The organism is Pseudomonas sp. RIT-PI-AD, from assembly GCF_025642785.1.
Taxonomy (GTDB): domain Bacteria; phylum Pseudomonadota; class Gammaproteobacteria; order Pseudomonadales; family Pseudomonadaceae; genus Pseudomonas_T.
Window position 1 is genome coordinate 73064 of record NZ_JANZKU010000005.1, and the last position, 22730, is coordinate 95793.

Sequence of the window (22730 nt, forward strand, 5' to 3'; positions counted from 1 at the left end):
GAATCCGCTCCGAGCTGGGTCTCCAGGCGCTCCGAGCGGTCTGGCTAGCGCGAGCGTCGCGGGTCTTCGCCGGAGTTTTCCAAGGCGCGCAGGTAGGCCACCACGTCGGGTGCGCCGGCGAGACGCAGGCCGGCACCGAGGGCGGTGGCCTGGGCATCCTCCTTCGGCAGCAGGAGAAACTCCGGCGAGGCGGCGGCCCGTAGCAGGGACAGGCGTGCGTAGGGCATGCCGGTGTCGAGCAGCAGGCGCATGAAGGCCGGGTCGTTCCAGGCCTGGTGGGGCATCGCCAGGACATGGTAGCGGCGGTCGAGGGCGCGGACACCGTCCTCGCTCAGGCGGTAATGGGTCAGTTCCGCCGGCGCGACGAGCTCCAGGCCGCGGAAGCGCGCATAGGCGATGGCGCTGGCGAAGGCCTCGACGTGCTGTTCGCCGGCCCAATAGAGGCGTTCACCGCGCCAGCTCGCCTGGCGCAAGGCCACCGGCTCGACGGCGGGAAAGCGTGGCAGGGCGAGGCCGATGGCTTTGACGAAATCCTTGTAGCTGATGATCCGCACGCGGCGATGGGGCAGGTGGGCGACATAGTCCTCGAAGCGCGCGCAGGCGCCGGTGTCCGGGTCGTCGCCGGAAAGCCCGTCCACTTCGCGCAGGTCGAAACGGGAAAGGCAGCGTCGATGGGTTTCCACGACCCCCATCAGCGCGGCGCGCGCCGCTTGCTTGTCGTCCTGCACCGGGCCAGACAAGGCATCCCGGGGCAAATCCACCAGGCGGTGCAGGGGCGCGCCCCGTTCCCACCAGATGCTCGCCGGGGGCACGGGAAGGGGCTGGAACGGCAACTGCAAGCGGCTCGCCCGCTCCAGCACCTGACGCGGCGCACGGCCGCCGATGCCGAAGCGCTGGGCGATGGCGGCGAGGCGGGCGGAAAAGGTGAGGGGGGACGGCACGGGATTCATGACGGAGACGGCGTGCTCCCGGCGCGGGCATCCCTGCGCGCCAGCGCGCGGACCGCACCTCGGCGAGGCGCCGGGGTCGGTATGCTTGAGGCCGCACGCCCGAGTCGCTGCGGCGTAGTCGCCATGTTCATCCTGAGGTCGGTCTCCATGCCAAGCCTGGTTCTGGATATTGCCCTATCTGCCGAGCACTTGCGTGCTGTTTATCGAGGGCATGCGAATCGGATCATGCTGCGTAGCCGGGACGGGCGCCGGGTCAGCCTGCCCGCGTATCACCTGCGGCCCTTTCTGACGCACCAGGGGGTGCAGGGTTCCTTCGTCATGGAATTCAGCGCCAGCGGCGAGCTGCTGGAGTTGCGCCGCCTCGCCTGATGGGGAGCCCAGCGGCTATAATCGCCGTTCTTTCCGCCGACCGAAACCTGCCCATGTACACGCTGGCCCGCAACCTGCTGTTCAAACTGTCTCCGGAAACCTCCCACGAGCTGTCCATCGACCTGATCGGCGCCGGCGGCCGCCTCGGCCTCAATGGCCTGCTGAATCGGCAACCGGCGCTGCCGGTCGAGGTGATGGGCCTGACCTTCGCCAATCCGATTGGGCTGGCAGCGGGGCTGGACAAGAACGGCGACGCCATCGATGGCTTCGCCCAGTTGGGCTTCGGTTTCGTCGAAATCGGCACCGTCACCCCGCGCGCGCAACCGGGCAATCCCAAGCCGCGGCTGTTCCGCCTGCCCGAGGCCAACGCCATCATCAACCGCATGGGGTTCAACAACCTTGGCGTCGATCATCTGCTGGAGCGGGTGCGCGCCGCGCGTTATCGCGGGGTGCTGGGGATCAACATCGGCAAGAACTTCGATACGCCGGTCGAGCGCGCGGTGGACGACTACCTGGTCTGCCTGGACAAGGTATATGCCGACGCCAGTTACGTTACGGTGAACGTCAGCTCGCCGAACACCCCGGGGCTGCGCGACCTGCAATTCGGCGACTCGCTGAAACGCCTGCTGGCCGCGCTGCGCCAGCATCAGGAGCACCTGGCCAAACGGCATGGCAAGCACGTCCCGCTGGCGATCAAGATCGCTCCGGACATGAGCGACGAGGAAACCCGCGAGGTGGCCGCCGCCCTGTTGGAAGCCGGCATGGACGCGGTGATCGCCACCAACACCACCCTCGGCCGCGAAGGCGTCGAGGGCTTGCCCCACAGCGAGGAGGCGGGTGGCCTCTCCGGGGCGCCAGTACGCGAGAAAAGTACCCACCGGGTGCGCGTGTTGGCCGCGGAGCTGGGCGGGCGCCTGCCGATCATCGCGGCCGGCGGAATCACCGAAGGTGCCCACGCCGCCGAGAAGATCGCTGCGGGCGCCAGCCTGGTGCAGGTCTATTCGGGGTTCATCTATCGAGGACCGGCGCTGATCCGCGAAGCGGTGGATGCCATCGCGGCGATGCCGGCACGGGTCGATTAGAGCGGATGGAGCGGAGGAAGGAATAGGTTTTCGAGGAGAAGGGCTCCCGAAGGAGCCCTGGGCTCTCGCCCGCCGCCCGGATGGGGCGTGCTTGGTTTAAATCGGGTCGATCTCGGTCAACCGACCGCTTTGAGTTCGTTCAATCGGTGAATGCCGGCGGTGCCGGTTAAACCATCCCAGTTATCGCCGCGACCCTCGCGCCAGCCGTTGATCCAGGCCTGACGTGTGGACGGATGGGTGAAAGGACAGAGGTCGCGGGATTTGCCATGAATGCCGTGTTGATAGCCGCGTAGAAATGCTCGTTCCATCGGATCACGCTTAAGTCTTCTCATAGGGTGTTGCCCTCACTTGTTGACTGTTATGTCCCGTTGGCCCCGTAGCGGGGTCAGGCAGCTAAGCGTCTGCCAGCGGAGCCCGCTGCCGGCGTGGCGGACTCCTGTCATCGCCATTGCGGCGACGAGCTAGGCTGAGTTCTAACCAAAGCACCCCCGCCTGTGAATGATCGTTTTGTCATAAGGACGTAACCTGGCGGGACCCCAGGCCATAAGATGGAACGGCCTGGCGGACCGTTCGTGGGTGCAGCCCGCATACCCAGGGCGTTACGGAGCAGGATGGCGGCGCTGTGCTATCGCGAATCGCTCTCGTCCGCACCCGGTATTTATTCCGACGAAGGGTCCCGTGCGACCTTTTGTCCCGTTTTCACGAGGCTCATTGCGCCTCTCGATTGCCACAGGCACTGGATACAACGATGTCGGACCGTTACGAAATCTTCCTCACCTGCCCGAAAAGCCTGGAAGGGCTGCTGCTGGACGAGGCCGGGAGCCTGGGCCTGGAGGACGCGCGCGAGCAGACCGCCGCGGTGCGCGGCTTCGCCGACCTGGAGACGGCCTACCGGTTATGCCTGTGGTCGCGCCTGGCCAACCGCGTGCTGCTGGTGCTCAAGCGCTTTCCCACCCAGGACGCCGAAAGCCTCTACCAGGGCGTGCGCGAGGTCGACTGGGCCGATCACCTAGAACCCGATGGCAGCCTCGCGGTGGAGTTCAGCGGCCTGGGCTCGGGCATCGACAACACCCACTTCGGCGCGCTGAAGGTCAAGGACGCCATCGTCGATGCCCTGCGCACCGCGGAAGGCCTGCGGCCCTCGGTGGAAAAGCTCGATCCGGACCTGCGCGTCCACCTGCGACTCGAACGGGGCGAGGCCATCCTGTCCCTCGACCTGTCCGGGCACAGCCTGCATCAGCGCGGCTATCGCTTGCAGCAAGGGGCGGCGCCGCTCAAGGAAAACCTCGCCGCGGCCATCCTGATCCGTGCCGGCTGGCCGAAGCTCGCCGCCGAGGGCGGCGCCCTGGCCGACCCCATGTGCGGCGTCGGCACCTTCCTGGTGGAAGCCGGGATGATCGCCGCCGACATGGCGCCGAACCTCAAGCGCGAGAAATGGGGTTTCTCCAATTGGCTCGGCCACGTGCCGGCCCTGTGGAGCCGGCTGCATGAGGAGGCCGAGGCGCGCGCACGGATCGGCTTGGCGCGCACGCCCGCGTGGATTCGCGGCTACGAAGCCGATCCGCGGCTGATCCAGCCGGGGCGCAACAACATCGAGCGCGCCGGCTTGTCCGCCTGGATCAAGCTGTACCAGGGGGAACTGGCGACTTTCGAGCCGCGCCCGGACCAGAACCAGAAGGGCCTGGTGGTCTGCAACCCGCCCTATGGCGAACGCCTCGGCGACGAGGCGAGCCTGCTCTATCTGTACCAGCACCTGGGCGAAAGGCTGCGCCAGGCCTGCCTCGGCTGGCAGGCGGCGGTGTTCACCGGGGCGCCGGAACTGGGCAAGCGCATGGGCCTGCGCAGTCACAAGCAATACGCGTTCTGGAACGGTGCGCTGCCTTGCAAGCTGTTGCTGTTCAAGGTGCAACTGGAACAGTTCGTCACCGGCGAGCGCCGCGAACGCGACGCCGGTGAACGGGAGGCACCCGGCGAGGAGCAGGGCGGCCAGGGGCGCGAGCCGAAGCCGGCCGTGGCGCAGGCGGCGCGGTTGACCGAGGGCGGGCAGATGTTCGCCAACCGGCTCCAGAAGAACCTCCGTCAACTGGGCAAGTGGGCACGCCGCGAGGGCGTTTCCTGCTATCGGCTGTACGACGCCGACATGCCCGAATACGCCTTGGCGGTCGATCTCTACGGCGACTGGGTGCACGTGCAGGAATACGCGCCGCCGCGCTCCATCGACCCGGAAAAGGCTCAGGCGCGCTGGCTGGACGCCCTCGCGGCGATTCCGCAGACCCTCGGCGTAGACCCCGCGCGCGTGGCGATCAAGCGCCGCGAGCGGCAGAGCGGGACCCGGCAATACGAGCGGCAGGGCGCCCAGGGGCAGTTCCTCGAGGTCCGGGAGGGCGGCGTGAAACTCCTGGTCAACCTCACCGATTACCTGGATACCGGCCTGTTCCTCGACCATCGTCCGATGCGCCTGCGAATCCAGCGCGAGGCGGCCGGCAAGCGCTTCCTCAACCTGTTCTGCTACACCGCGACCGCGACCGTCCATGCAGCCAAGGGTGGCGCGCGCGCCACCACCAGCGTCGACCTGTCGAAGACCTACCTGGACTGGGCGCGGCGCAACCTCGCCCTGAACGGTTTCTCCGACAAGCAACGGCTGGAGCAGGGCGACGTCATGGCCTGGCTGGCCGAGGACCGCGGCGAGTACGACCTGATCTTCATCGATCCACCGACCTTCTCCAACTCCAAGCGCTTGGACGATGTCTTCGACGTGCAGCGCGACCACGTGCGTCTGCTCGATCTGGCGATGGCCCGGCTGGCGCCCGGCGGCGTGCTGTATTTCTCCAACAACTTCCGCAAGTTCCAGCTGGATGAAGGCATTTCGACGCGTTATGCGGTGGCCGAGATCAGCGCCGAGACCCTCGATCCGGATTTCGCCCGTAACCCGAGGATTCATCGCGCTTGGCGTCTAAGCGCCGTCTAGCTAAAGTGCCAGCAGCCGGTCGGGTCGCGGACCCGGCCGAAATCGCCATGGACGGCGTCATCTGCGAGCCGTATGCATGACTGTCAACGATGAAATCCGGTCGCGAAGCTCCGGCTTCGTCAGTCCCGCCGCCCCCGCCTGGTTCATCGCGGCAGTGGCCCTGGCCGGCGGCATGCTGCTCACCACGGCGATCACCGTAGGCACTCGGCATTTCTACCAGGAGCAGGTGCGCCAACGCTTCCTGTGGGCGGCCAGCGAGCGCGCCAACGTGCTTCAGCAGCGTTTCGACGAGCACGTCAAGGATCTCGATGGCTTGCGCCGTTTCCTCGCCAAGCCCGGTTACCTGCACCACGCGGAATTTTCCCGCTATGTGGCGCCATTGCTGGACAGCTCCCTCGCCTATTCCTGGATTCCGCGCGTCGCCGCCGGCGAGCGCGCCGCGTTCGAGGCCGCCGCGCGGCGCGAAGGCATCGCGGGCTATCTGATCCGCGACCTGGACGAACGCGGGCAATTGCACCCGGCCGCCGAGCGCGCGGAGTATTTCCCGGTGTTGTTCGTCGCCGCCAGCAGCATCAACAAGGCGCCGATCGGCCTGGACCTGATGTCCCAGCCCACTCGCCGGGAAACCCTGGCGCGGGCCCGCGCCAGCGGGCAAATGGCGGTGTCCGAGCCGCTGCACTTTCCCGGCGTGCCCGAGGCGGATGCCACCGGCCTCTCGCTGCTGGCGCCGATCTTCGACATCGAGGCGTCCACGAACGACAGCGTCGCCTCGCCCATCGGTTTCGTCAGCGCGGTGTTCAGCCTGCGGCGCTTGATGAGCGAGGGCTCCAGCCCGGAAAGCGACGCCAATCTTTACCTGGTGCTGAGCCGCGCCGAGGACGATCCCCTGGCGGCGCGGCTGCCCGATGCGCCGCTGTACCGTTCGCCTGGGCAGCCGGCGGCGTCCACCCTGCACGTACGCAAGAGCCTGGCGATCGCCGATCGTCGCTTCCGCCTGGATATCCACCCTACCGAAGCCTTCCTGGTCGGCAACCGGACGCCCGAGCCCTGGCTGGCCATGGCCGCCGGCACGGCGCTCAGTGTGCTGCTCAGCACCCTGCTCTATACCCTCGCCAGCCAGCGTCGCCGCGCCTTCCTGCTGGTCGACGAGAGCACCGCGGAACTGCGCCAGCGCGAGCGCGAATTGCAGGAGAGCGAGCGGCGCTGGCAGTTCGCCCTGGAAGGCGCGGGCGATGGCGTCTGGGACTGGAACCTCGAGACCGGCGAGATCTATCACTCGGCGGCCTGGCGGAACATCCTCGGTTATTCCAGGGAGAAGCCGGCGATGACGCTGGCGGAATGGCGCAGCCGCCTGCACCCCCAGGACCTGGAGGGGTGCCTCGCCGACCTGCAGGCCCACCTGCGCGGCGAGACGCCGGACTACCGCCACGAGTACCGGGTGCGCCGCGAGGATGGCGGTTGGCTGTGGATTCTCGAGCGCGGCAAGGTGCTGGAGCACGATAGCCAGGGGGCGCCGAAGCGGATGATCGGCACCCACGTCGACATCAGCCAACGCAAGGCCGCCGAACTGGAGCTGGCGCGGGCCCACGGGCAGTTGAGCGGTATCCTCGACTCGGCCACCGAAATCGCCATCATCGCCGTCGACCCCAGCGGTCTGATCCTCACGTTCAACATCGGTGCCGAGCGCATGCTCGGCTACGCGGCCGCCGAACTGGTCGGCTCGGCCTCCATCGAATCGCTGCACCTGTGGCACGAAGTCCAGGCGCGTTCGCAGACGCTGGCGCGCGACCTCGGCCGGCCGGTGGTCGGGTTCGAGGCCCTGGTGGCGCGGGCCGTCGAACTCAACGAGCACGAGGCCGGCGAGTGGACCTACGTGCGGCGCGACGGTAGCCACCTCACGGTCAACCTGATCGTTACCGCGATCCGCGACCCCTACGGCGTGCTGATCGGCTTCCTCTGCGTGGCCATGGACGTCAGCGAAGAGAAGCGGATACGCGAGATTCTCCAGGGCCGCGACCGCCTGCTGGAGAAGCTCACCCTGTGGCTACCGGGCGCCATCTACCAGCTTTGCCGGGAACCCGACGGGCGCTGCCGTTTCCTCTATGCCAGCGCCGGCCTGCGGGATGTCTACGAGGTCAGTCCGGAAGAGGTGCGCGAGGACGCGGCGCCGGCGTTCGCCCGCATCCATCCCGAGGACCGCGAGCGCTTCCACGCCGCCCTGGAGCAATCGGCCCTGGAGCAGACCCTGTGGCGCGAGGATTACCGCGTGGTACTGCCCCGGCAGGGGTTGCGCTGGCTGCGCGGCCAGGCGGCGCCGGAACGCCAGGGCGACGGTTCGGTGCTCTGGCACGGTTATCTGGCCGATATCACCGGGCTCAAGCAGGTCGAGCAGGAACTGCGCGCGCTGTCGATCACCGACCCGCTGACCGGCGTCTACAACCGGCGCTTCTTCAACGAGCGCCTGGAAACCGAGATCGCCCGCGCCCATCGGCACGCCGGCGCGCTGTCGCTGGTGATGCTGGACATCGATCATTTCAAGCGGATCAACGACGAATTCGGCCACTCGGCCGGCGACCTGGTCCTGCGCACCCTCTGCCAGCGACTGGGCGAACGCCTGCGGCGGATCGACAGCCTGTGCCGGCTGGGCGGCGAGGAGTTCATCGTGCTCTGCCCGGATACCGACTCCGCCCAGGCACGCATACTCGCCGAAGCGCTGCGCCAGGCGATACGTCGCGAGCCGGTAGAGGGCGTCGGGCACATCAGCGCCAGCTTCGGCGTGGCCAGCTGGCGCGAAGGCGAGACCGCCGACGCATTGCTGCGCCGGGTGGATGCGGCGGTCTACGCGGCCAAGCAAGCCGGTCGCGATCGCGTGGCGCCGGAAACCGCCTGAGCGATCGTCCCGGCGCGGGATCGGACCGGCGAGGACGCACGGCGTGCGTGCTGCCGGTGGCGTTCCCCACCGGTTTTCAACACGCCTGGTCGAGCGCCGATGCTTTCCCCGCGGAACTCAGCGATCGGCGCCGCTCTTCGGTTGCTTGTACAGCTCCAGCAGCACTTGATCGAGGATCGAGGACGCGCCCCAGGGACGCGGATCGTTGAGGATCGCCACCACCGCCCAGGTATGCCCGTTGGCGTCGCGGCTGAAGCCCGCCACGGCGCGGACCGTATTCAGGGTGCCGGTCTTGATGTGCGCCTCGCCGGCCAGCGGCGTGCGCCGCAGGCGCTTGCGCATGGTGCCGTCCATCGCCACCAGGGGCAGCGAGGAGATGAACTCGGCGGCGTAGGGGCTTTCCCAGGCGGCCTGCAGCAGGGTCGCCATTTCCCGGGCGCTGACCCGCTCCTGGCGGGACAGCCCGGAACCGTTCTCCATCACCAGGTGCGGCGCGGTGATGCCCTTGCGCGCCAGCCAGGCGCGGATCACGCGCTGCGCGGCCTTGGAGTCGTCGGCATCGACCTCGGTGCGGAACTGGGCGCCGATGCTGAGGAACAGCTGCTGGGCCATGGTGTTGTTACTGTATTTGTTGATGTCGCGGATGATCTCCACCAGGTCCGGGGAAAAGGCCCGCGCCAGCAACTGGCCGTCCTTGGGCACGTCGCCCAGGCGATCCTTGCCGAGGATGCTGCCGCCCAGCTCCTTCCAGATCGCCCGCACCGCGCCGGCGGCGTAGCTGGGATGGTCGAGCAGCGACAGGTAGGACTGGGCGCTGCACCCTTCCACCATCTCGCCGGACGCGATCAGCGTGGTGCCGTCGAACTGGGTCACCGGGCTGTAGCGGATGTCCGGCCAGGCCGGGCACTTGCCGGACGGCTTGACCTTCACCTTGTTGTCGATGTGCAGCGTCTCGATCGGCGGGTCGAAGGCGATGTTGACCTTGCCGCCCTCGGCACGGGCGATGAAGCGCAACGCCTTGAGGTTGACCAGCAGCGAATCGGGCCCGACCAGGAAGGGCTTGTTCTCGTCGCCGCCGTCGTCGTTGAAGGACGGCAGTTGCGGCGGCACGAAGCGGCTACGGTCCAGCACCAGGTCGCCGGTCACCTTGAGCACGCCGTTGGCGCGCAGGTCGCGCATCAACAGCCAGAGCTTTTCCATGTTCAGCTTGGGGTCGCCGCCGCCCTTGAGGTAGAGGTTGCCGTGCAGCACGCCGTCCTTGAGCGGACCGTCGCTGTAGAACTCGGTGCGCCACTGGTAGGTGGGGCCGAGGATTTCCAGGGCGGCGTAGGTGGTGATGAGCTTCATGGTGGAGGCCGGGTTCACCGACACGTCGGCGTTGGACAGGGTCTGGATGCCCGGGCCATTGAGCGGCAGCATCACCAGCGACAGGGAGTCGTTGCCGATCTTGTTGGTTTTCAGCGCCTGCTGGATCTTGGCCGGCAGGGTGGTGTTGATTGGCGCCGCGTGGAGCGGCAGGGCGACAGGCAGGAGCAGGCCGACGAGGGCCAGGGCACGTATGGATGTGAACATCAGATGAAGACCCCTGGATGGGAGCGGGTGAAGAAGGAATAAGTGAAGGAGAACATGAAGATGACAGACATGCGGTTTCCACGTAGATGCGGGAAATTGCCGCGCATTATGCCGCAAGGTGTGACGTACTGCGCTAATCGACGATGGAAGGCGAGAGATTTTCCTCCGTTCGCCGGGCGCGTTCGGGCGGCGGGACGGGCAGCGCGCGGCCTAACCTGTTAGAGTGCCGCGCGTTATCACTCGAGAGGACTTCTCCATGGCCACCAACCGTTCCCGTCGCCTGCGCAAAAAACTCTGTGTAGACGAATTCCAGGAGCTGGGTTTCGAACTGACCCTGACTTATCCGGAAAGCGCCGGCGAGGACGAGATCGACGCCTTCCTCGACCTGCTGACCCGGGAAGCCCTGACTGCCAATGGCCTGGGCTACGTCGGCGGCGAAGACTACGGTTTCGTCTGCCTGGCCAAGCGCGGCTCGGTCAACGAAGAACAGCGCCAGCAGGTCGAGACCTGGCTGAAAGGGCGCAAGGAACTGGCCGGTTTCACCGTCAGCCCGCTGATGGACGTCTGGTATCCGGAAAACTCGATCAACGCCTGAGCGAAGACGAGTCCGCGAGGGGCGCCTGGTGCGCCCCTTTCGTTTTTCCGGGGAAAGGCTCAGGCCAACCCGGCCGTGGCCCGTAGCGCGTCCCGCTCGGGGGCGTCGATTTGCCCGGCGGCGAGGAAGCGCCTGGCGTAGTCCAGGTAGACGCCGGAATCCAGGAACAGCCCGAACAGGTCGGGATCGATGTGCCCGTCGCGGCACATGATCGCCATGATCCCCAGCGCTTCGGACAGCGGCTTGCCGCTCTTGTAGGGCCGATCCGCCGCGGTCAGGGCCTCGAAGATATCGGCGATCGCCATGATCCGCGCCGGCAGGCTCATGTCGTCGCGCTTCAGGCGCCTGGGGAAGCCGGTGCCGTCCATCCGCTCGTGATGCCCGCCGGCGATCTCGGCCACGTTGCGCAGGTGCGGCGGGAAAGGCAGCCGTTCGAGCATCAGGATAGTTTGCACCATGTGGTGGTTGACGATGTAGCGCTCCTCCGCGGTGAGGGTGCCGCGGCGTACCGAAAGGTTGTGCAGCTCGCCGCGATCGAACTTGAACGCCGGCGCGTCCAGTTGGAAGCCCCAGGGGTTGTCCGGTGCCAGGCATTCGCTGGGCGGACGCTCGATCTTCTGCTCCGCGCGGTCGGCGAGCAGCGCTTCCCACACCGGTAGGGCCGGGGGCGGCTGACGCTCGACGCGTTGGGCTTCTTCCCAGGACAGGCCGAGGCGATCGTCGAGGGTGCGCAGCCAGCGGCGTTCGGCGACTTCGCGCAAACGCCGCAGGTCGGCCTCGTCCATGTCCTCGCCGCCGAGGTTGCAGCGGGCGACGAAGGCGAAGTCGGCATCCAGTTCCGCCAGGGTGCGGTCGCGCCGCGCTGCCTCGGCGTCGCCGGCTGCGCCTTCGGCGAGGGCTTTCCAGTAGGCGATCCAGGCGTCGCGCTTGAGCACCTCGAAGCGGGTGCGGATCTCGTGGATGCGGTTGTACAGGGTTTCCAGCTTGGTCGCCTTGTCCACCACGTATTCCGGGGTGGTGACCTTGCCGCAGTCGTGCAGCCAGGCGGCGATGTGCAGCGTCTCCCACTCGTCCTCGCCGGGGTCGAAGGCGCGGAATGCCGGCTCCTGGCTGTCCGCGGCGGCGCGGGCCAGAGCCAGGGCGATTTCCGGCACCCGCTGGCAGTGCCCGCCGGTGTAAGGGCTCTTGGCGTCGATGGCACCGGCGATCAATTGGATGAAGGCGTCCAGCAGGTGCTTCTGCTTCTCCAGCAGCCGCTGGCTGTCGATGCACAGCGCGGCGACCCCGGATACCGCTTCGACGAAGGCGATCCGCTCGGGACGGAGCAGCGTCGGGGCGTTGCCTTCGCCGCTGTCGCGATGCAGCAGCACCAGCACGCCTAGGGTGCTGCCCTGGCGGTTGTGCAGGCCGGTGCTGACCAGGTGGATGCGCGGGCTGCTCAGTTGCAACAGCAGGCTTTCGAAACCTTCGGCCTGGTCGTAGCCCAGGGACAACGCGACGCTGGCGCCGCCGCGCGCCGGTTGCGCCAGCCAGTGGGGCAGGCGCGGATCGCTCGGGTCGTAGCCGCCGAGGCCCTTGCCGCGCGGGTCGAACGTTTCGCCGTGGAGGATCAGTCCCTGGGGCTGTAGGTGGCCGCTCTCGCTGTCCACCAGGTAGATCAGGCCGCCGCTGGCCTCGCCGATCTCCACGGTTTCCCGCAGCACCCGTTGCAGCAAGGTATCGAAGCGGGTTTCCGCGGAGAGACTGGCGGTGATCTCGAGGAAGCTGGAAAGGGTTTCCTTCATGCGCGCCATGGACACCGCCAACTGGTCGATCTCCTTGATCGGCGAACGGCCCGCGGCCGGATGGGACAGGTCGAAGCGCCGGACAGCCTCCGCACTCGCCACCAACGCGTGCAGCGGGCGCACCAGAATGCGCGAGAGCAGCCAGCCCAGGGGCACGCACAGCAGCAGGATGCCGAGGGTGAGCACCGCGCTTTGCCAGCGGATGCGCTGGGCTTCGCTGAGCAATTCATCCTCCGGCGCCAGGATGGTCAGGCGCAGCCCTTGCGGGCCGCCTTCGGCGATCCGGCTGGAGGACACCAGCCAACTTCGCTGCGCCAACTGCATCACGGCCTGGCGATCCTCCACTTGGTCCTGGGCGAACAGCGCCGCCAGCGCGGGGCTGAGTTCGCTCACCTTCGGCAGGTGGGTGGGGCCTTCCTTGGCGATCAGGCGTTCGTCGTGGGGATAGGCCACGGCCTCGCCGCCGGGCGTGGACAGCACCACTTCGGTGGAAGGCGAGATGCGCTGCGCGGCGAGGGCGGCGGAGAGGTCGGCGAGGGTCAGGTCGGCCGCGATCACCGCGTCCACGCCGGCGCTGCGGGCGAGGGTGGTGCCCACTTCCTGGCTGGAAAAGAAGACGTAGGGCATGGTGGCGATCTGCCCGCTGGCGCCCCGCGCGGCGTCGAACCAGCTACGGGTGCGCGGATCGTAGGTTTCGTCTGCGATGTCCCGGCGTTCCAGCGGGCCCAGGCCGGCATCGAAGAACAGCGAGGCGGCGCGGGTGACGCCAGTGCCGTCGCGCTCGAGGGTCCAGACCTGGTAGGCCGCCTTCGCAGGCGCGTCGAACAGGCGCTTCAGGGCCTCGCTGCGCAAGGACCGGACCATGAAGAAGTCGCCCGTCCGGTAGCCCAGGTAGAGCGAAGCCAGTTGGGGGTTGTCGCGCAGGACCTGGGCGAAGGCCGGCAGCAGCTTCAGGCGTTGCGCGGTATCCGTTGCGCCTATGGCTCCGTCCAGAGCCAGTACGCCGAGGGCCTGGCGAACGGGCCTATAGGTGTCGCGCAAGTCGCGCTCCACCGCGTGGCGGATGCGGGCGAAGAGCTGTTCGCTGCTGGACAGGATGATCTGGCTGGTTTGCCAGTAGTTGAACAGGCCGAGGATGACGCCGCTGAGGATCAACAGCAGCGTGAACAGAAGACCGATGTGGACGTGCAACGGGAAACGACGGTCAGGCTGCTGGGACGGCATGCGAGGCTCCGGATATCCATCGCGGCGGTCCCAGCAGCATAGAAGACGCAGCGGCAGGCGCAGGCCGACGGACCCGCCGGTTCCTGTCGGGCGGCGGCGCTCAGTCGGCGCGGGGCGTTTCGGGCGGCGGAGGCTCTGCGAGCGGCTCGGCTTCGTCGGCCGGAAGGGGCGCCCGGGCCGCCGCGCGCGACCGTCGGGCCCAACGCTTGCGGGCCTGGTGAGCCAGGGTGGAGACCATCAGCGCCAGCACGGCGCCGAGCAGCGTGTTGTACAGGCGTACCTCGGGCAAGTGCCAGTCGCGCGCCAGGCTCTCGGCCAGCAACACGAAGCAGACCGTGGTCTGCAGCACGAACAGGCCGTAGTGCTGGGCGATGAAGGCGCGGCTGAGCACGATCAGCGGCAGCATGCAGGCGACCATCCAGCCGGGGGTTTCCAACCAGTGGCCGAACAGGATCAGGATCACTGCGCCCAGCAGGCTCCCCAGGCAGCGGTGCACGGCGCGCTCCAGGCTGCTGTTGAGTTCCATCTGGATGGTGGTGACCACCGTCAGGGTCAGCCAGTACCCGCGCGGCATGCCGCTGAGGTTGACCGCCAGGCCGGCCAGGGCGGTGGCGAGGGTGCAGGCCAGCGCATGGATCAGCCAGAGATGGCGGGGCAGGCGCTTGGCGTGCCGGCGCAGCACCCGGATCAGCCCACGCAGGCGTGGCAGGTGCGGCCACATGCGCAGGCCGTGCAGGCCGCGCAGGGCGAAGGCCAGCAGCATCACCCAGAGTCCGCCGATGGCGAACAACGCGCCGATCGCCAGGCCGTTGGGCAAGGCACCGATGCCGGCCTGGCCTTGCCCCAGGCAGACACATACCGCCAGGCCGACGCCCAGCTTGCCCAGCTCGCTGCCGAAGCGTTGCAGCCAGGCCAGCAGGAAACCGTAGGCGGCGAAGATCAGCAGGCTCAGCAGGGCATGGCTGGCGGCCCAGAACCCCAGGCCGGTGCTGCACGCGCCGAGGGCGGTGAGCAGCAGCATGCGCAACATGCCGAAGCGGTGCAGGGGGTTGGTCAGGGCCGCCTGGAAGGCACCGGTGGCCGCCCATATGAAACCGATATGGGCACTGAACAGACCCAGCAGCAGCGGCCCGCCGCAGCCGATCCCGGCGATCAGCGCCGGTCCCCAGGCGGGTGGTCCGGCGTGCCAGTGCAGCCATTGTTTGAGCAGCTTGCGCATCGAATATCCCAAGAAGTGACCGGCGACTTTACACCGGGCTGGAGCGTCCGGTCATCTCGCGGGCCATTTCGGTGGCGTAGCTGTCGGTCATGCCGGCGATGAAATCGATCATCCTCAGGAAGGAGCGGTACAGCGGCCAGTGCGGGTCCGGCGCGTTGATCCCGAGCAGGTCGAGGATGCGCCGGTTCTTGAACGACGGGGTGCGTCCGCCGTGCTGTTCCAGCGCCGCGCCGCAGAAGGCGTTGAGGAGAATCTCCAGGGTGGTGTAGGCACCGATCTCGTGCAGCGTCTTGCGCTTGTCCTGGAAGATCTTTTCCCGCGCGATGGCCTTGGCTTGCAGCACGCAGCGCTGGGCCGCGCCATGCATGTGCTCCACCAGGTCGCCCTGCAGGCGGCCGGCGAGCAGCGCGTCCTGCTGTTCGACGAAGGCGTTGGCGGCCGCGTTGGTCAGGTGCTCGATGGCCTTGCCGCGGAGGATCGCCAGGCGGCGCCGCCGCGAATCGTTCGGGCCGAGCTGGCGATAGGTCTCCGGCAGGTCGTCGCCCACCAGGTCGAGCAGCAGCGCCTCGACCTCCGCATAGTCGAGCAGCTCCATCTCCAGGCCGTCTTCCAGGTCGATCAGGCCGTAGCAGATGTCGTCCGCAGCCTCCATCAGGTAGACCAGGGGATGGCGCGCCCAGCGCTGCGGCTCGAGCAGCGGCAGGCCGAGCTTGGCGGCGATCTGCTCCAGCAGCGGCAGCTCGCTCTGGTAGCAACCGAACTTATGCTTCTTGTAGCCGAGGGCTTCGGCGTGGCGGGCGGTCCAGGGGTATTTCAGGTAGGCGCCGAGGGTGGCGTAGGTGAGGCGGGTGCCGCCGTCGAACTGGTGGTATTCCAGCTGGGTGAGCACCCGGAACCCCTGGGCGTTGCCTTCGAAGCTGAGGAAGTCGCCGCGCTCCGCCTCGCTCATCGCGTCCAGCCAGCCGCGGGTGTTGGCCTGTTGGAACCAGTGGCGGATCGCGTCCTCGCCCGAGTGCCCGAACGGCGGGTTGCCGATGTCGTGGGCCAGGCAGGCGGACTGCACGATCATGCCGAGGTCGCCGGGGGTGCACCAGTCGGGCAGCGTCTCGCGCAGCACTTCGCCAACGCGCATGCCCAAGGAACGGCCGACGCAGCTGACCTCCAGGGAGTGGGTGAGGCGCGTGTGGATATGGTCGTTGCTGGAGACCGGATGCACCTGGGTCTTGCGGCCCAGGCGGCGGAAGGCGCCGGAGAAGATGATGCGGTCATGGTCCTTGTGGAACGGGCTGCGGCCCAGCTCTTCCGAGCTGCGTACCGGTTTGCCGAGTCGTTCGCGGTTGAGCAGGGTCTGCCAATCCAATGCCGATTCTCTCTGTCGATGCCAAAGGGGCCTAGCTTCCCGGTTCGCATGCGGCGCCGCAAGGGCGAGCGCGCGGAATCGGGCCGGCGGTGCGCCCCGGCTGCCGCTATCCGGGCGCTCAGCCAGGTTCCAGCCCGGCGTTCGCCCAGGGGCGTTCCTCCAGCGGAGAGGCGGTCACTTCGATGCGTTCCGGGGTGATGCGGATGCAATGCCCCTCGCAGCGCAGGACGATTTCCCGTTCGTTGAGGAAACGGATGCTCTGGCTGCATGCCTGTGCCAGGCGGGGATCGGCCGCGGCCGCCGCGAGCAGGGGATAGAGGCTGGTCGGGGGTGGCAGGGCGGTCGGCGCGCGATTCGCCGGAGGCATGGCAGTGGCACGCGAAGCGTCCTGTCGAGGCGCGCCGACCCGGCCGGTGATGAGCGGCCGGTCGGGGTCGCCATCCAGGTGATCGATGAAAACCTTTTCGCCGACCGCGGGGTATCCCTGGTCGTCCTGGCCTCGCTTGGCCAATGCCAGGGGTACCCAGCCGCAGTGGCGATTCTCCAGGTCCTTGCCGGGCCAGGCGAAGCCGACCCTGAGCCGGTCGCGGCCGTCGGCGAAGCGCACGGCATTGCCGATGACCGTGGCCGTCTGCAGGCCGACCACGCGGGGCTGGGGCGTGCGGCAGGCCGGGCGGAAGGCTCGGTCTCCGGGATGGGTTTCGATCCGCGTGCTCAGGGTGCGTGCCTGGCCGTGCACCGCGCTGAAGCGGTAGTCGGCCGCCAGCACCAGGTAGCGGCGGTTCTGCGTCGCGCAGGGATGGCCCTCGAGCGCGAACAGATGGCCGGGCGCCAGGGCTGCGGTACAGCCGCTGGCGCTGCCGCCGCATGCGCTGTTCCAGGGGCGCCCGGGGACGGCGTCGGCGTATCGCCGGCACGGCGGCGCGGCGTGGTCCGGGATCGGCGCCGCGGTGGTGGAAAGCGTGCCGCCGGTTTTCCAGCTGTCGAGGTACTCCGCCTGGCCGGCGCTCCTCTGGCCGGGACCGCAATAGCGTATCGGACGATGCCCGGGGCCCGGACCGCTCAGGGCGACGTCGTCGACGATCATCAGTTCGTGCCGCCCGGCAAGGTGCTCGAACCAGAACCAGAGGCCCTCGCTTTCCAGCAGGCGCATGACGAATTGCGCATCGCTTTCCCGGTACTGCGCGCAATAGCTGCGCGGCGCGTAGCGGCGGCTGAGGAGGAAGCGCGTCGGGAAGGGATAGGCCGCCAACACCTGGCGGACGATATCCGGCACGCTTTGCCGCTCGAACACACGGCTGCGTGTCTGGCGGTCGGCATACCAGAGCCAGGGCCTCAAGCGTGCTTCGTACGCCGCCTGGCCGTGCCGCCAGCCGAGATTGGAAAAATCCACGCATTCGCCGTTCAGGTAGCGTCGGCGGCCCGAAGGCAGGGCGATCTCCAGGGTCATCGAGGTGCCCAGCAGGCGTTCCGGATCGAGTTCCGGGTCGGGACCGTTCAGGCTCAGGACGAACTCGAACAGCCGCGAGATTTCCTCGCGCCCGCTCAGGGCGGCAAAATCCAGGCTCCCCGGCCCGAGCGCGGTGGTCAACGAAAAGGTGGGTTTCACAGCAACTCCCTTGCTGAATCAATCATCCATGGGGGCGAGCCGTGGACCGGCTCTTTCGTCGCATTGGGCATCTGCCCGTCCTGCGATGGCGAAATGATACTGCGCCGCCGGCGGGGTGAAATGCGTACTGGGTCGCTGTTCGCCGCTGAGAAAGTGTTAACCAGTGGGCAAATCGACGATCAAAACGCGCCGGTTTGGCGCTACCGTGGAGCATTCGCGGTGTCCTGCCCTCCGGAGTCGCCATGGAAGACCAGACCAGTCTGTTGCTGGGGATAGTGTTCAGCGGGATCGGTGTCGGCTATTTCCTCTATGGCAAGCGCCAGCAGCATTTGGTCAGCTTGCTGTGCGGCCTGCTGCTGATGGGATTCACCTATTTCGTCAGCGATCTCTGGGTAACCCTGGCGATCGGCCTGGGTGCGATGGCCTTGCCGTTCTTGTTGCGGGCCTGAGGCGCCATTGGTCAACCGCCCGGCACGGAAGGCGGATCATGCTGACAAAAAGAAGAGAGATCACCACGAGGAGAAGCCCATGTCCGCCAAACCCTCCCAGCCGCCCAAAAGCGATGCCGGCCACCCGGCCCAGGTAGACGAGAAGAGGAAAGACCTCAACGGCAAGGGCGAGCAGCCCCGGCCAGGCACCGGCAGCGAGGAGGCCGAGCGCTGGGACGACGAGCCTTCCGGCGAGCGCTGAACGCCCATCCGGCTACCGCGGCAGGCTGTCGATGGACAATGAAAAGCCCGCTGGTACGGGCTTCGATGGGGCGCTGGTCCTTCAGCGCGTCCATCATTGGGTTTCGATGTGACGTTTCCATGAAGGTGCTGTAGGACTGCGGGTCATGTCCGTTCCGTCACCGACGTCAGTCGGCGAGAGGCAGCCAGATTTCCACGGACCCGGTACCCGCGATGGCATCGAAGTCTTCGCTGTAGCGTTCGAACTCCGGTGCGTCCGCGGCCCTTAGGGTCGACGCCGGCAACCACTGATTGAACAGTGTGTGGAACGTCCGGTGGAGGGTCGAAACGTGTCCCCGATGAGTGAAGACGGCATATCGTTGGGGAGCGATTTTGATCCCGCGAAAGCCCGGCGCCAGCCCCTGGGCATCGCGCACCTCGACCCCGGCGACGTATTCGAAGCTGCCGTCGGCGTGAGGATGGCAGCAGAGCCCGTAGGTCACTCCATCGATCTGCCCGGGTATCCGGCCGAGGTGAGGGTTCAGGCGTTGCCAGAGCGCGGGTATGCCTTGGTTGTTGTCGAAGGTGAAGCGCTCGCCGAAGCCGACGATCCAGAAAGCCGGCTTGCTTTCGAAACGTGGAGTGGAAAGCTCGACGGGCTGTAATTCTTTCATGCGTAAGGGTTCCACGAGAGGGAGGGAGTCCAGCGCATCCGGCGACCGTACCTGCCTGGGCGGCAGGCCGAACAGTTCGCTGAATGCGCGGGTGAATGCCTCATGGGACCCGTAACCTGCATCCAGCGCCACGCCGAGGATGTCCGGCGCGCCTTGGGCCAGGGACCGCGCGGCCCGAGTGAGCCGCCTGGCGCGTACGTAGCGCATGACCGGCCAGCCGGTGCTCAAGGCGAACAGCCGCGCCAAACCGAACCGGGTCAGCTCGCAGCGTCGGGCGATCGCGTCGAGATGCAGCTCGCCATCCAACTCGATCTCGATGTACCAGAGCGCCTTCTCGATGGGGTTCATGAGCGGGTTCCAAGAGGTGAGGGGCTCATACTAAAGCGTCGGTGGCGGCGCGTTTGATCGTTCTTGCGGCAGCGTCTCGCGTCTCCGGGCGCTGAGGCTGCGCGGGCATGAAGCGAACCTGGACAGGGGCGACGCGTTCTCGATGAGGTTTCACGCCCCGGTGACAACCCCCCTCAATGGCAGGCTGGGTACGGTCGCACCAGGGGCTAGGGCTTCGTCGTATCGATGGCAGAAGTGGTTGGGCTCGGAACGCTGCCGGACTGGCGTTGGGGAGGGCGGGGTCCCGCAAGTCGCCAATGGCGTGGCCAGCCCTGACGCTTGTCGGTATCGGAATTTCACCCGGCCGGCCGGCGAAGTTACGCTCCGCCGGTTGTGGCCAGAAGCCGCCGGGGATCCCTGCCGATCGCCCGCCGCCGAGGCGGCAATGGGCCGAAGCCAGAAACGAGAAAGCCCGCACTGGGCGGGCTTTCTTGAGTGTTTCCGGTTCACGGGAGTGTCCGAAAACAAAGGGGATGGTCGGAGAGACAGGATTCGAACCTGCGACCTTCTCGTCCCGAACGAGACGCGCTACCAAGCTGCGCTACACTCCGATGGGCGAGAATTGTACCGAAAAACTTTTACCGCACAAGGGGTTAGTGCAGAAAATTTTTCAGCCCGATCGAGCCGCCCGTCCGTTCCCTCAGAGTTCCTTGACCGTACGCACCTGATCCTTGTTGACGCGGGCGCGCTTGCCGTCGAGTTGCTCGAATTCGTAGAAGCCGGATTCCTCGTCGTATTTCGGTTCGTCGACGGCCTGGATTTCGCGCCCGTCGTTGAGGGTGATCACGGTGGGCGTGGAGCAGCCGGCGAGGGCGGCGAGGCCCAGGGCGAGCAGCAGGGCGGGGAGGGTCCGTTGGGTCATGTGAAATCTCCTGAGTCTGGACGTGCAGATGAATAGGGAAGGTATGACGGGAATCGCCGGATCAAGTTCCTGGCCCATGGGCCTCGGGTTCCGCCAGCGATTGCGGGGTATTCAGGTTCGCCAACCGTGGATCGTCCGCGGCGCACTCCAGGGTCGCGGCCTGCCATTGGCGGAGCAGCCGTTGCGGACTTCGTTCGCCAGAGTGCCATGCCCGTTCCAGCGGTGCGAGCAGGCTTTTCGGCCATACGCTGAACAGGGGTTCCAGCTGCCCGCCGCAGCTGATCGCCGCCGGGCCTTCGCCCGCGCGCGCCAGCAAGGCGTCCAGCAAGGGGCGGTCGAGGCGCGGCGCGTCGCAGGGTAGCACCAACAGATTCGCACACCGCGCCGCGGCGAGACCGGCGCGTATTCCGGCGAGCGGGCCCTGGTAGGCGTCATCGCCATCGTCGACGAGGCGATCGGCGTAGGGTCGATAGCGCTCGGCGTTGCGATTGCAGGAGAGGATGAGGTCGTCGCCGAGGGGCCGAACCAGTTCGTACAGCCAGGCGACCAGCGGGCGCCCGCGCCATTCCAGCAGTCCTTTGTCCTGGCCGCCCATGCGTTGGCCACGGCCGCCCGCCAGCAGCAGGACCGAGCAGCGCAACGGCGTGGATGCGGGAAAGGGCATCGGCGTCTCCGTGAAAAAAGGCCTGTGATATAACGTCGGCATCGCCCCAAAACCGGAAAATGACCTCGATGAATCACAAGGCCGAGGCGGCGTTCGTGCCGCTGAACATCGCCGTGCTCACTGTCAGCGACACCCGCACCGCGGAAACCGATACCTCCGGGCAGCTCTTGGTCGAGCGCGTGCAGAGCGCCGGCCATGGCCTCGCCAGCCGGGTGCTGCTGAAGGACGACCTGTACAGAATACGCGCCCAGGTCGCGACCTGGATCGCCGACGACCGAGTTCAGGTGGTGCTGATCACCGGCGGCACCGGTTTCACCGAGCGCGACAGTACCCCGGAAGCGGTGGATTGTCTGCTGGACAAGCGGGTCGACGGTTTCGGCGAGCTGTTCCGGCAGATTTCGCTGACCGACATCGGTACCTCCACCCTGCAGTCGCGCGCCCTCGCCGGACTGGCCAACGGTACGCTGGTCTGCTGCCTGCCGGGTTCGACCAACGCGTGCCGCACCGCCTGGGACGGCATCCTCGCCGAGCAACTGGACGCGCGGCACCGGCCGTGCAATTTCGTGCCTCATCTCAAGCAGGCCGATGCCTGCGCCAGCCGCGGGTGACCGGCGTGCCCGAGCAGACCCTGCTGCCGCTGGAGGCCGCCTCGAAGCGGTTGCTCGAGCTGGCCGCCGCCAGCCCGATAGACGCAGCGGAAATGGTCTCCCTGGAGCAAGCCGAAGGGCGTGTGCTGGCCGCGCCGCTGGTGGCCGGCTTCGACCTGCCGCCCTGGGCGAACAGCGCCATGGACGGCTATGCGTTGCGCCTGGCGGACTGGCGCGGCGAGGGGCTGGCGGTCAGCCAGCGCATCCTCGCCGGGCAGGCGCCCTCGCCGCTGGTCCCCGGAACCTGCGCGCGCATCTTCACCGGAGCGCCGCTACCCGCGGGCGCGGACACCGTGGAGATGCAGGAAAACGCTGTGCTGGACGCGCAGGGACGGGTACGTTTCCTCGAGCCCCTGCAGGCCGGCCAGCACGTGCGGCCCCAGGGCCAGGAGACCCGGCGCGGCGAGGTGGTGCTGCCAGCCGGTACCCGCCTGGGGCCGATCGAGCTGGGCCTGGCCGCTTCCCTGGGCCTGGCCGAAGTGTCGCTGCGCCGGCGGCCGAACGTCGCGGTGCTGTCCACCGGCGATGAACTGGTGGAGCCCGGTCAGCCGCTGCGGTCCGGGCAAATCTACAACAGCAACCGGCGCCTACTGATCGCTTGGCTGCAACGCCTGGGGTGCGCGGTGGTGGATGCCGGAATCCTGCCTGACGACTTGCAGCGCACCCGCGAGGCCTTGGCCGGGCTGGGCGGGGTCGACCTGATCCTGTCCACTGGCGGGGTCTCGGTGGGCGAGGCGGATTTCCTCGGTCAAGCGTTGCGCGAGGACGGCGAACTGGCCCTGTGGAAGCTGGCGATCAAACCCGGCAAGCCGCTCACCTGCGGTCATTTTCGTGGCGTCCCGGTGATCGGGCTGCCCGGCAACCCGGCGTCCACCCTGGTGACCTTCGCCCTGCTGGCGCGGCCCTACCTGCTGCGACGGCTCGGTGTCGAGCGGGTCGACCCCCTGGGCTTCGAGGTGCCGGCCGGTTTCGCCTGGCCGATGCCGGGCAATCGCCGCGAATACCTGCGCGCGCGCCTGGAAGGCGGTCGCGCGGTGCCCTATCCGAACCAGAGCTCCGGCGTGCTGCGCAGCGCGGCCTGGGCCGAAGGCTTCGCCGAGGTGCTGGAGGGGAAAACCCTGGCCGAGGGCGATCGCCTGCGTTTCATTCCCCTGAGCGAGTTGCTCGGCTGAGCCGGTCGGGTGCCGGCGTGGTCGCTGCGCCCTG

The 22730-nt window shown here is 67.6% G+C and carries 19 protein-coding genes and 1 tRNA gene; 9 read left to right on the forward strand and 11 right to left on the reverse strand.

Annotated elements, in window-relative coordinates; all coding sequences use genetic code 11:
- Positions 1 to 44: 44 nt before the first annotated feature.
- A complete protein-coding gene (locus OGL92_RS06035; RefSeq protein ID WP_263141683.1) occupies positions 45 to 950 on the reverse strand; it encodes a DUF6685 family protein in 906 nt (301 codons plus the stop codon).
- 147 nt (positions 951 to 1097) lie between these two features.
- Here OGL92_RS06035 and OGL92_RS06040 point away from each other — a divergent pair, with 147 nt between their 5' ends.
- Both OGL92_RS06040 and OGL92_RS06045 read left to right on the forward strand, forming a co-directional pair.
- The gene (locus OGL92_RS06040) at positions 1098 to 1319 is read left to right on the forward strand and encodes a DUF2835 domain-containing protein (RefSeq protein ID WP_263142116.1); all 222 of its coding nucleotides are present in this window, start codon (positions 1098 to 1100) and stop codon (positions 1317 to 1319) included.
- A 53-nt stretch (positions 1320 to 1372) separates the two neighbouring features.
- Entirely contained in the window at positions 1373 to 2401 is a 1029-nt protein-coding gene (locus OGL92_RS06045; RefSeq protein ID WP_263141685.1) for a quinone-dependent dihydroorotate dehydrogenase, read from the forward strand.
- A 116-nt stretch (positions 2402 to 2517) separates the two neighbouring features.
- Here OGL92_RS06045 and OGL92_RS06050 read toward each other — a convergent pair whose 3' ends face one another.
- Entirely contained in the window at positions 2518 to 2733 is a 216-nt protein-coding gene (locus tag OGL92_RS06050) for a ribosome modulation factor (RefSeq protein ID WP_263141687.1), read from the reverse strand.
- A gap of 416 nt (positions 2734 to 3149) precedes the next feature.
- Here OGL92_RS06050 and rlmKL point away from each other — a divergent pair, with 416 nt between their 5' ends.
- Both rlmKL and OGL92_RS06060 read left to right on the forward strand, forming a co-directional pair.
- Entirely contained in the window at positions 3150 to 5369 is a 2220-nt protein-coding gene (rlmKL, locus tag OGL92_RS06055; protein WP_263141689.1) for a bifunctional 23S rRNA (guanine(2069)-N(7))-methyltransferase RlmK/23S rRNA (guanine(2445)-N(2))-methyltransferase RlmL, read from the forward strand.
- Positions 5370 to 5445: 76 nt separating this feature from the next.
- The gene (locus tag OGL92_RS06060) at positions 5446 to 8259 is read left to right on the forward strand and encodes a diguanylate cyclase (RefSeq protein ID WP_263141690.1); all 2814 of its coding nucleotides are present in this window, start codon (positions 5446 to 5448) and stop codon (positions 8257 to 8259) included.
- Positions 8260 to 8376: 117 nt separating this feature from the next.
- On the opposite strand, the gene dacB is transcribed toward OGL92_RS06060, so the two are convergent.
- Complete coding sequence (gene dacB, locus OGL92_RS06065) at positions 8377 to 9831, reverse strand: D-alanyl-D-alanine carboxypeptidase/D-alanyl-D-alanine-endopeptidase (protein WP_263141693.1); 1455 nt, start codon at positions 9829 to 9831, stop codon at positions 8377 to 8379.
- A 256-nt stretch (positions 9832 to 10087) separates the two neighbouring features.
- Between dacB and OGL92_RS06070 the strand changes: the two genes are divergently transcribed.
- Complete coding sequence (locus OGL92_RS06070; RefSeq protein ID WP_263141696.1) at positions 10088 to 10426, forward strand: 50S ribosome-binding protein YggL; 339 nt, start codon at positions 10088 to 10090, stop codon at positions 10424 to 10426.
- A gap of 59 nt (positions 10427 to 10485) precedes the next feature.
- On the opposite strand, the gene OGL92_RS06075 is transcribed toward OGL92_RS06070, so the two are convergent.
- The 4 genes from OGL92_RS06075 to vgrG all read right to left on the reverse strand — a co-directional run bounded on the left by OGL92_RS06075 (position 10486) and on the right by vgrG (position 17622).
- Positions 10486 to 13434: an HD domain-containing phosphohydrolase gene (locus OGL92_RS06075; protein WP_263141698.1), complete on the reverse strand. Its 2949-nt coding sequence runs from the start codon at positions 13432 to 13434 to the stop codon at positions 10486 to 10488.
- A gap of 100 nt (positions 13435 to 13534) precedes the next feature.
- Positions 13535 to 14653, reverse strand: coding sequence for an FUSC family protein (locus tag OGL92_RS06080; RefSeq protein ID WP_263141700.1), 1119 nt, complete (start codon positions 14651 to 14653; stop codon positions 13535 to 13537).
- Positions 14654 to 14681: 28 nt separating this feature from the next.
- Positions 14682 to 16013 (reverse strand): deoxyguanosinetriphosphate triphosphohydrolase, encoded by a 1332-nt coding sequence (locus OGL92_RS06085; protein ID WP_263141702.1) that lies wholly within the window; start codon positions 16011 to 16013, stop codon positions 14682 to 14684.
- Between the two features lie 118 nt (positions 16014 to 16131).
- Complete coding sequence (gene vgrG, locus OGL92_RS06090) at positions 16132 to 17622, reverse strand: type VI secretion system tip protein VgrG (protein ID WP_263141703.1); 1491 nt, start codon at positions 17620 to 17622, stop codon at positions 16132 to 16134.
- Between the two features lie 242 nt (positions 17623 to 17864).
- On the opposite strand from vgrG, the gene OGL92_RS06095 reads away from it, so the two are divergent.
- Together OGL92_RS06095 and OGL92_RS06100 are read left to right on the forward strand one after the other, a co-directional pair.
- Positions 17865 to 18071, forward strand: coding sequence for a hypothetical protein (locus tag OGL92_RS06095; RefSeq protein WP_263141705.1), 207 nt, complete (start codon positions 17865 to 17867; stop codon positions 18069 to 18071).
- A gap of 79 nt (positions 18072 to 18150) precedes the next feature.
- Positions 18151 to 18312 carry a hypothetical protein gene (locus tag OGL92_RS06100; RefSeq protein ID WP_263141708.1) on the forward strand — a complete coding sequence of 54 codons (162 nt, stop codon included), beginning with the start codon at positions 18151 to 18153 and terminating at the stop codon, positions 18310 to 18312.
- A 166-nt stretch (positions 18313 to 18478) separates the two neighbouring features.
- Here the strand turns inward: OGL92_RS06100 and OGL92_RS06105 are convergent, their stop codons facing one another.
- The 4 genes from OGL92_RS06105 to mobA form a co-directional block, all read right to left on the reverse strand.
- Entirely contained in the window at positions 18479 to 19312 is an 834-nt protein-coding gene (locus OGL92_RS06105; protein WP_263141710.1) for an AraC family transcriptional regulator, read from the reverse strand.
- Between the two features lie 513 nt (positions 19313 to 19825).
- Positions 19826 to 19902, reverse strand: a tRNA-Pro gene (locus OGL92_RS06110).
- An 89-nt stretch (positions 19903 to 19991) separates the two neighbouring features.
- Entirely contained in the window at positions 19992 to 20213 is a 222-nt protein-coding gene (locus tag OGL92_RS06115) for a YgdI/YgdR family lipoprotein (RefSeq protein ID WP_263141712.1), read from the reverse strand.
- A gap of 61 nt (positions 20214 to 20274) precedes the next feature.
- Positions 20275 to 20877: a molybdenum cofactor guanylyltransferase MobA gene (gene mobA / locus OGL92_RS06120; protein WP_263141715.1), complete on the reverse strand. Its 603-nt coding sequence runs from the start codon at positions 20875 to 20877 to the stop codon at positions 20275 to 20277.
- Positions 20878 to 20945: 68 nt separating this feature from the next.
- On the opposite strand from mobA, the gene moaB reads away from it, so the two are divergent.
- Together moaB and glp are read left to right on the forward strand one after the other, a co-directional pair.
- Positions 20946 to 21485, forward strand: coding sequence for a molybdenum cofactor biosynthesis protein B (gene moaB, locus OGL92_RS06125; protein WP_263141717.1), 540 nt, complete (start codon positions 20946 to 20948; stop codon positions 21483 to 21485).
- Entirely contained in the window at positions 21482 to 22696 is a 1215-nt protein-coding gene (glp, locus tag OGL92_RS06130) for a gephyrin-like molybdotransferase Glp (protein ID WP_263142117.1), read from the forward strand. Before moaB ends, glp begins: the two co-directional genes overlap by 4 nt.
- Positions 22697 to 22730: the final 34 nt, after the last annotated feature.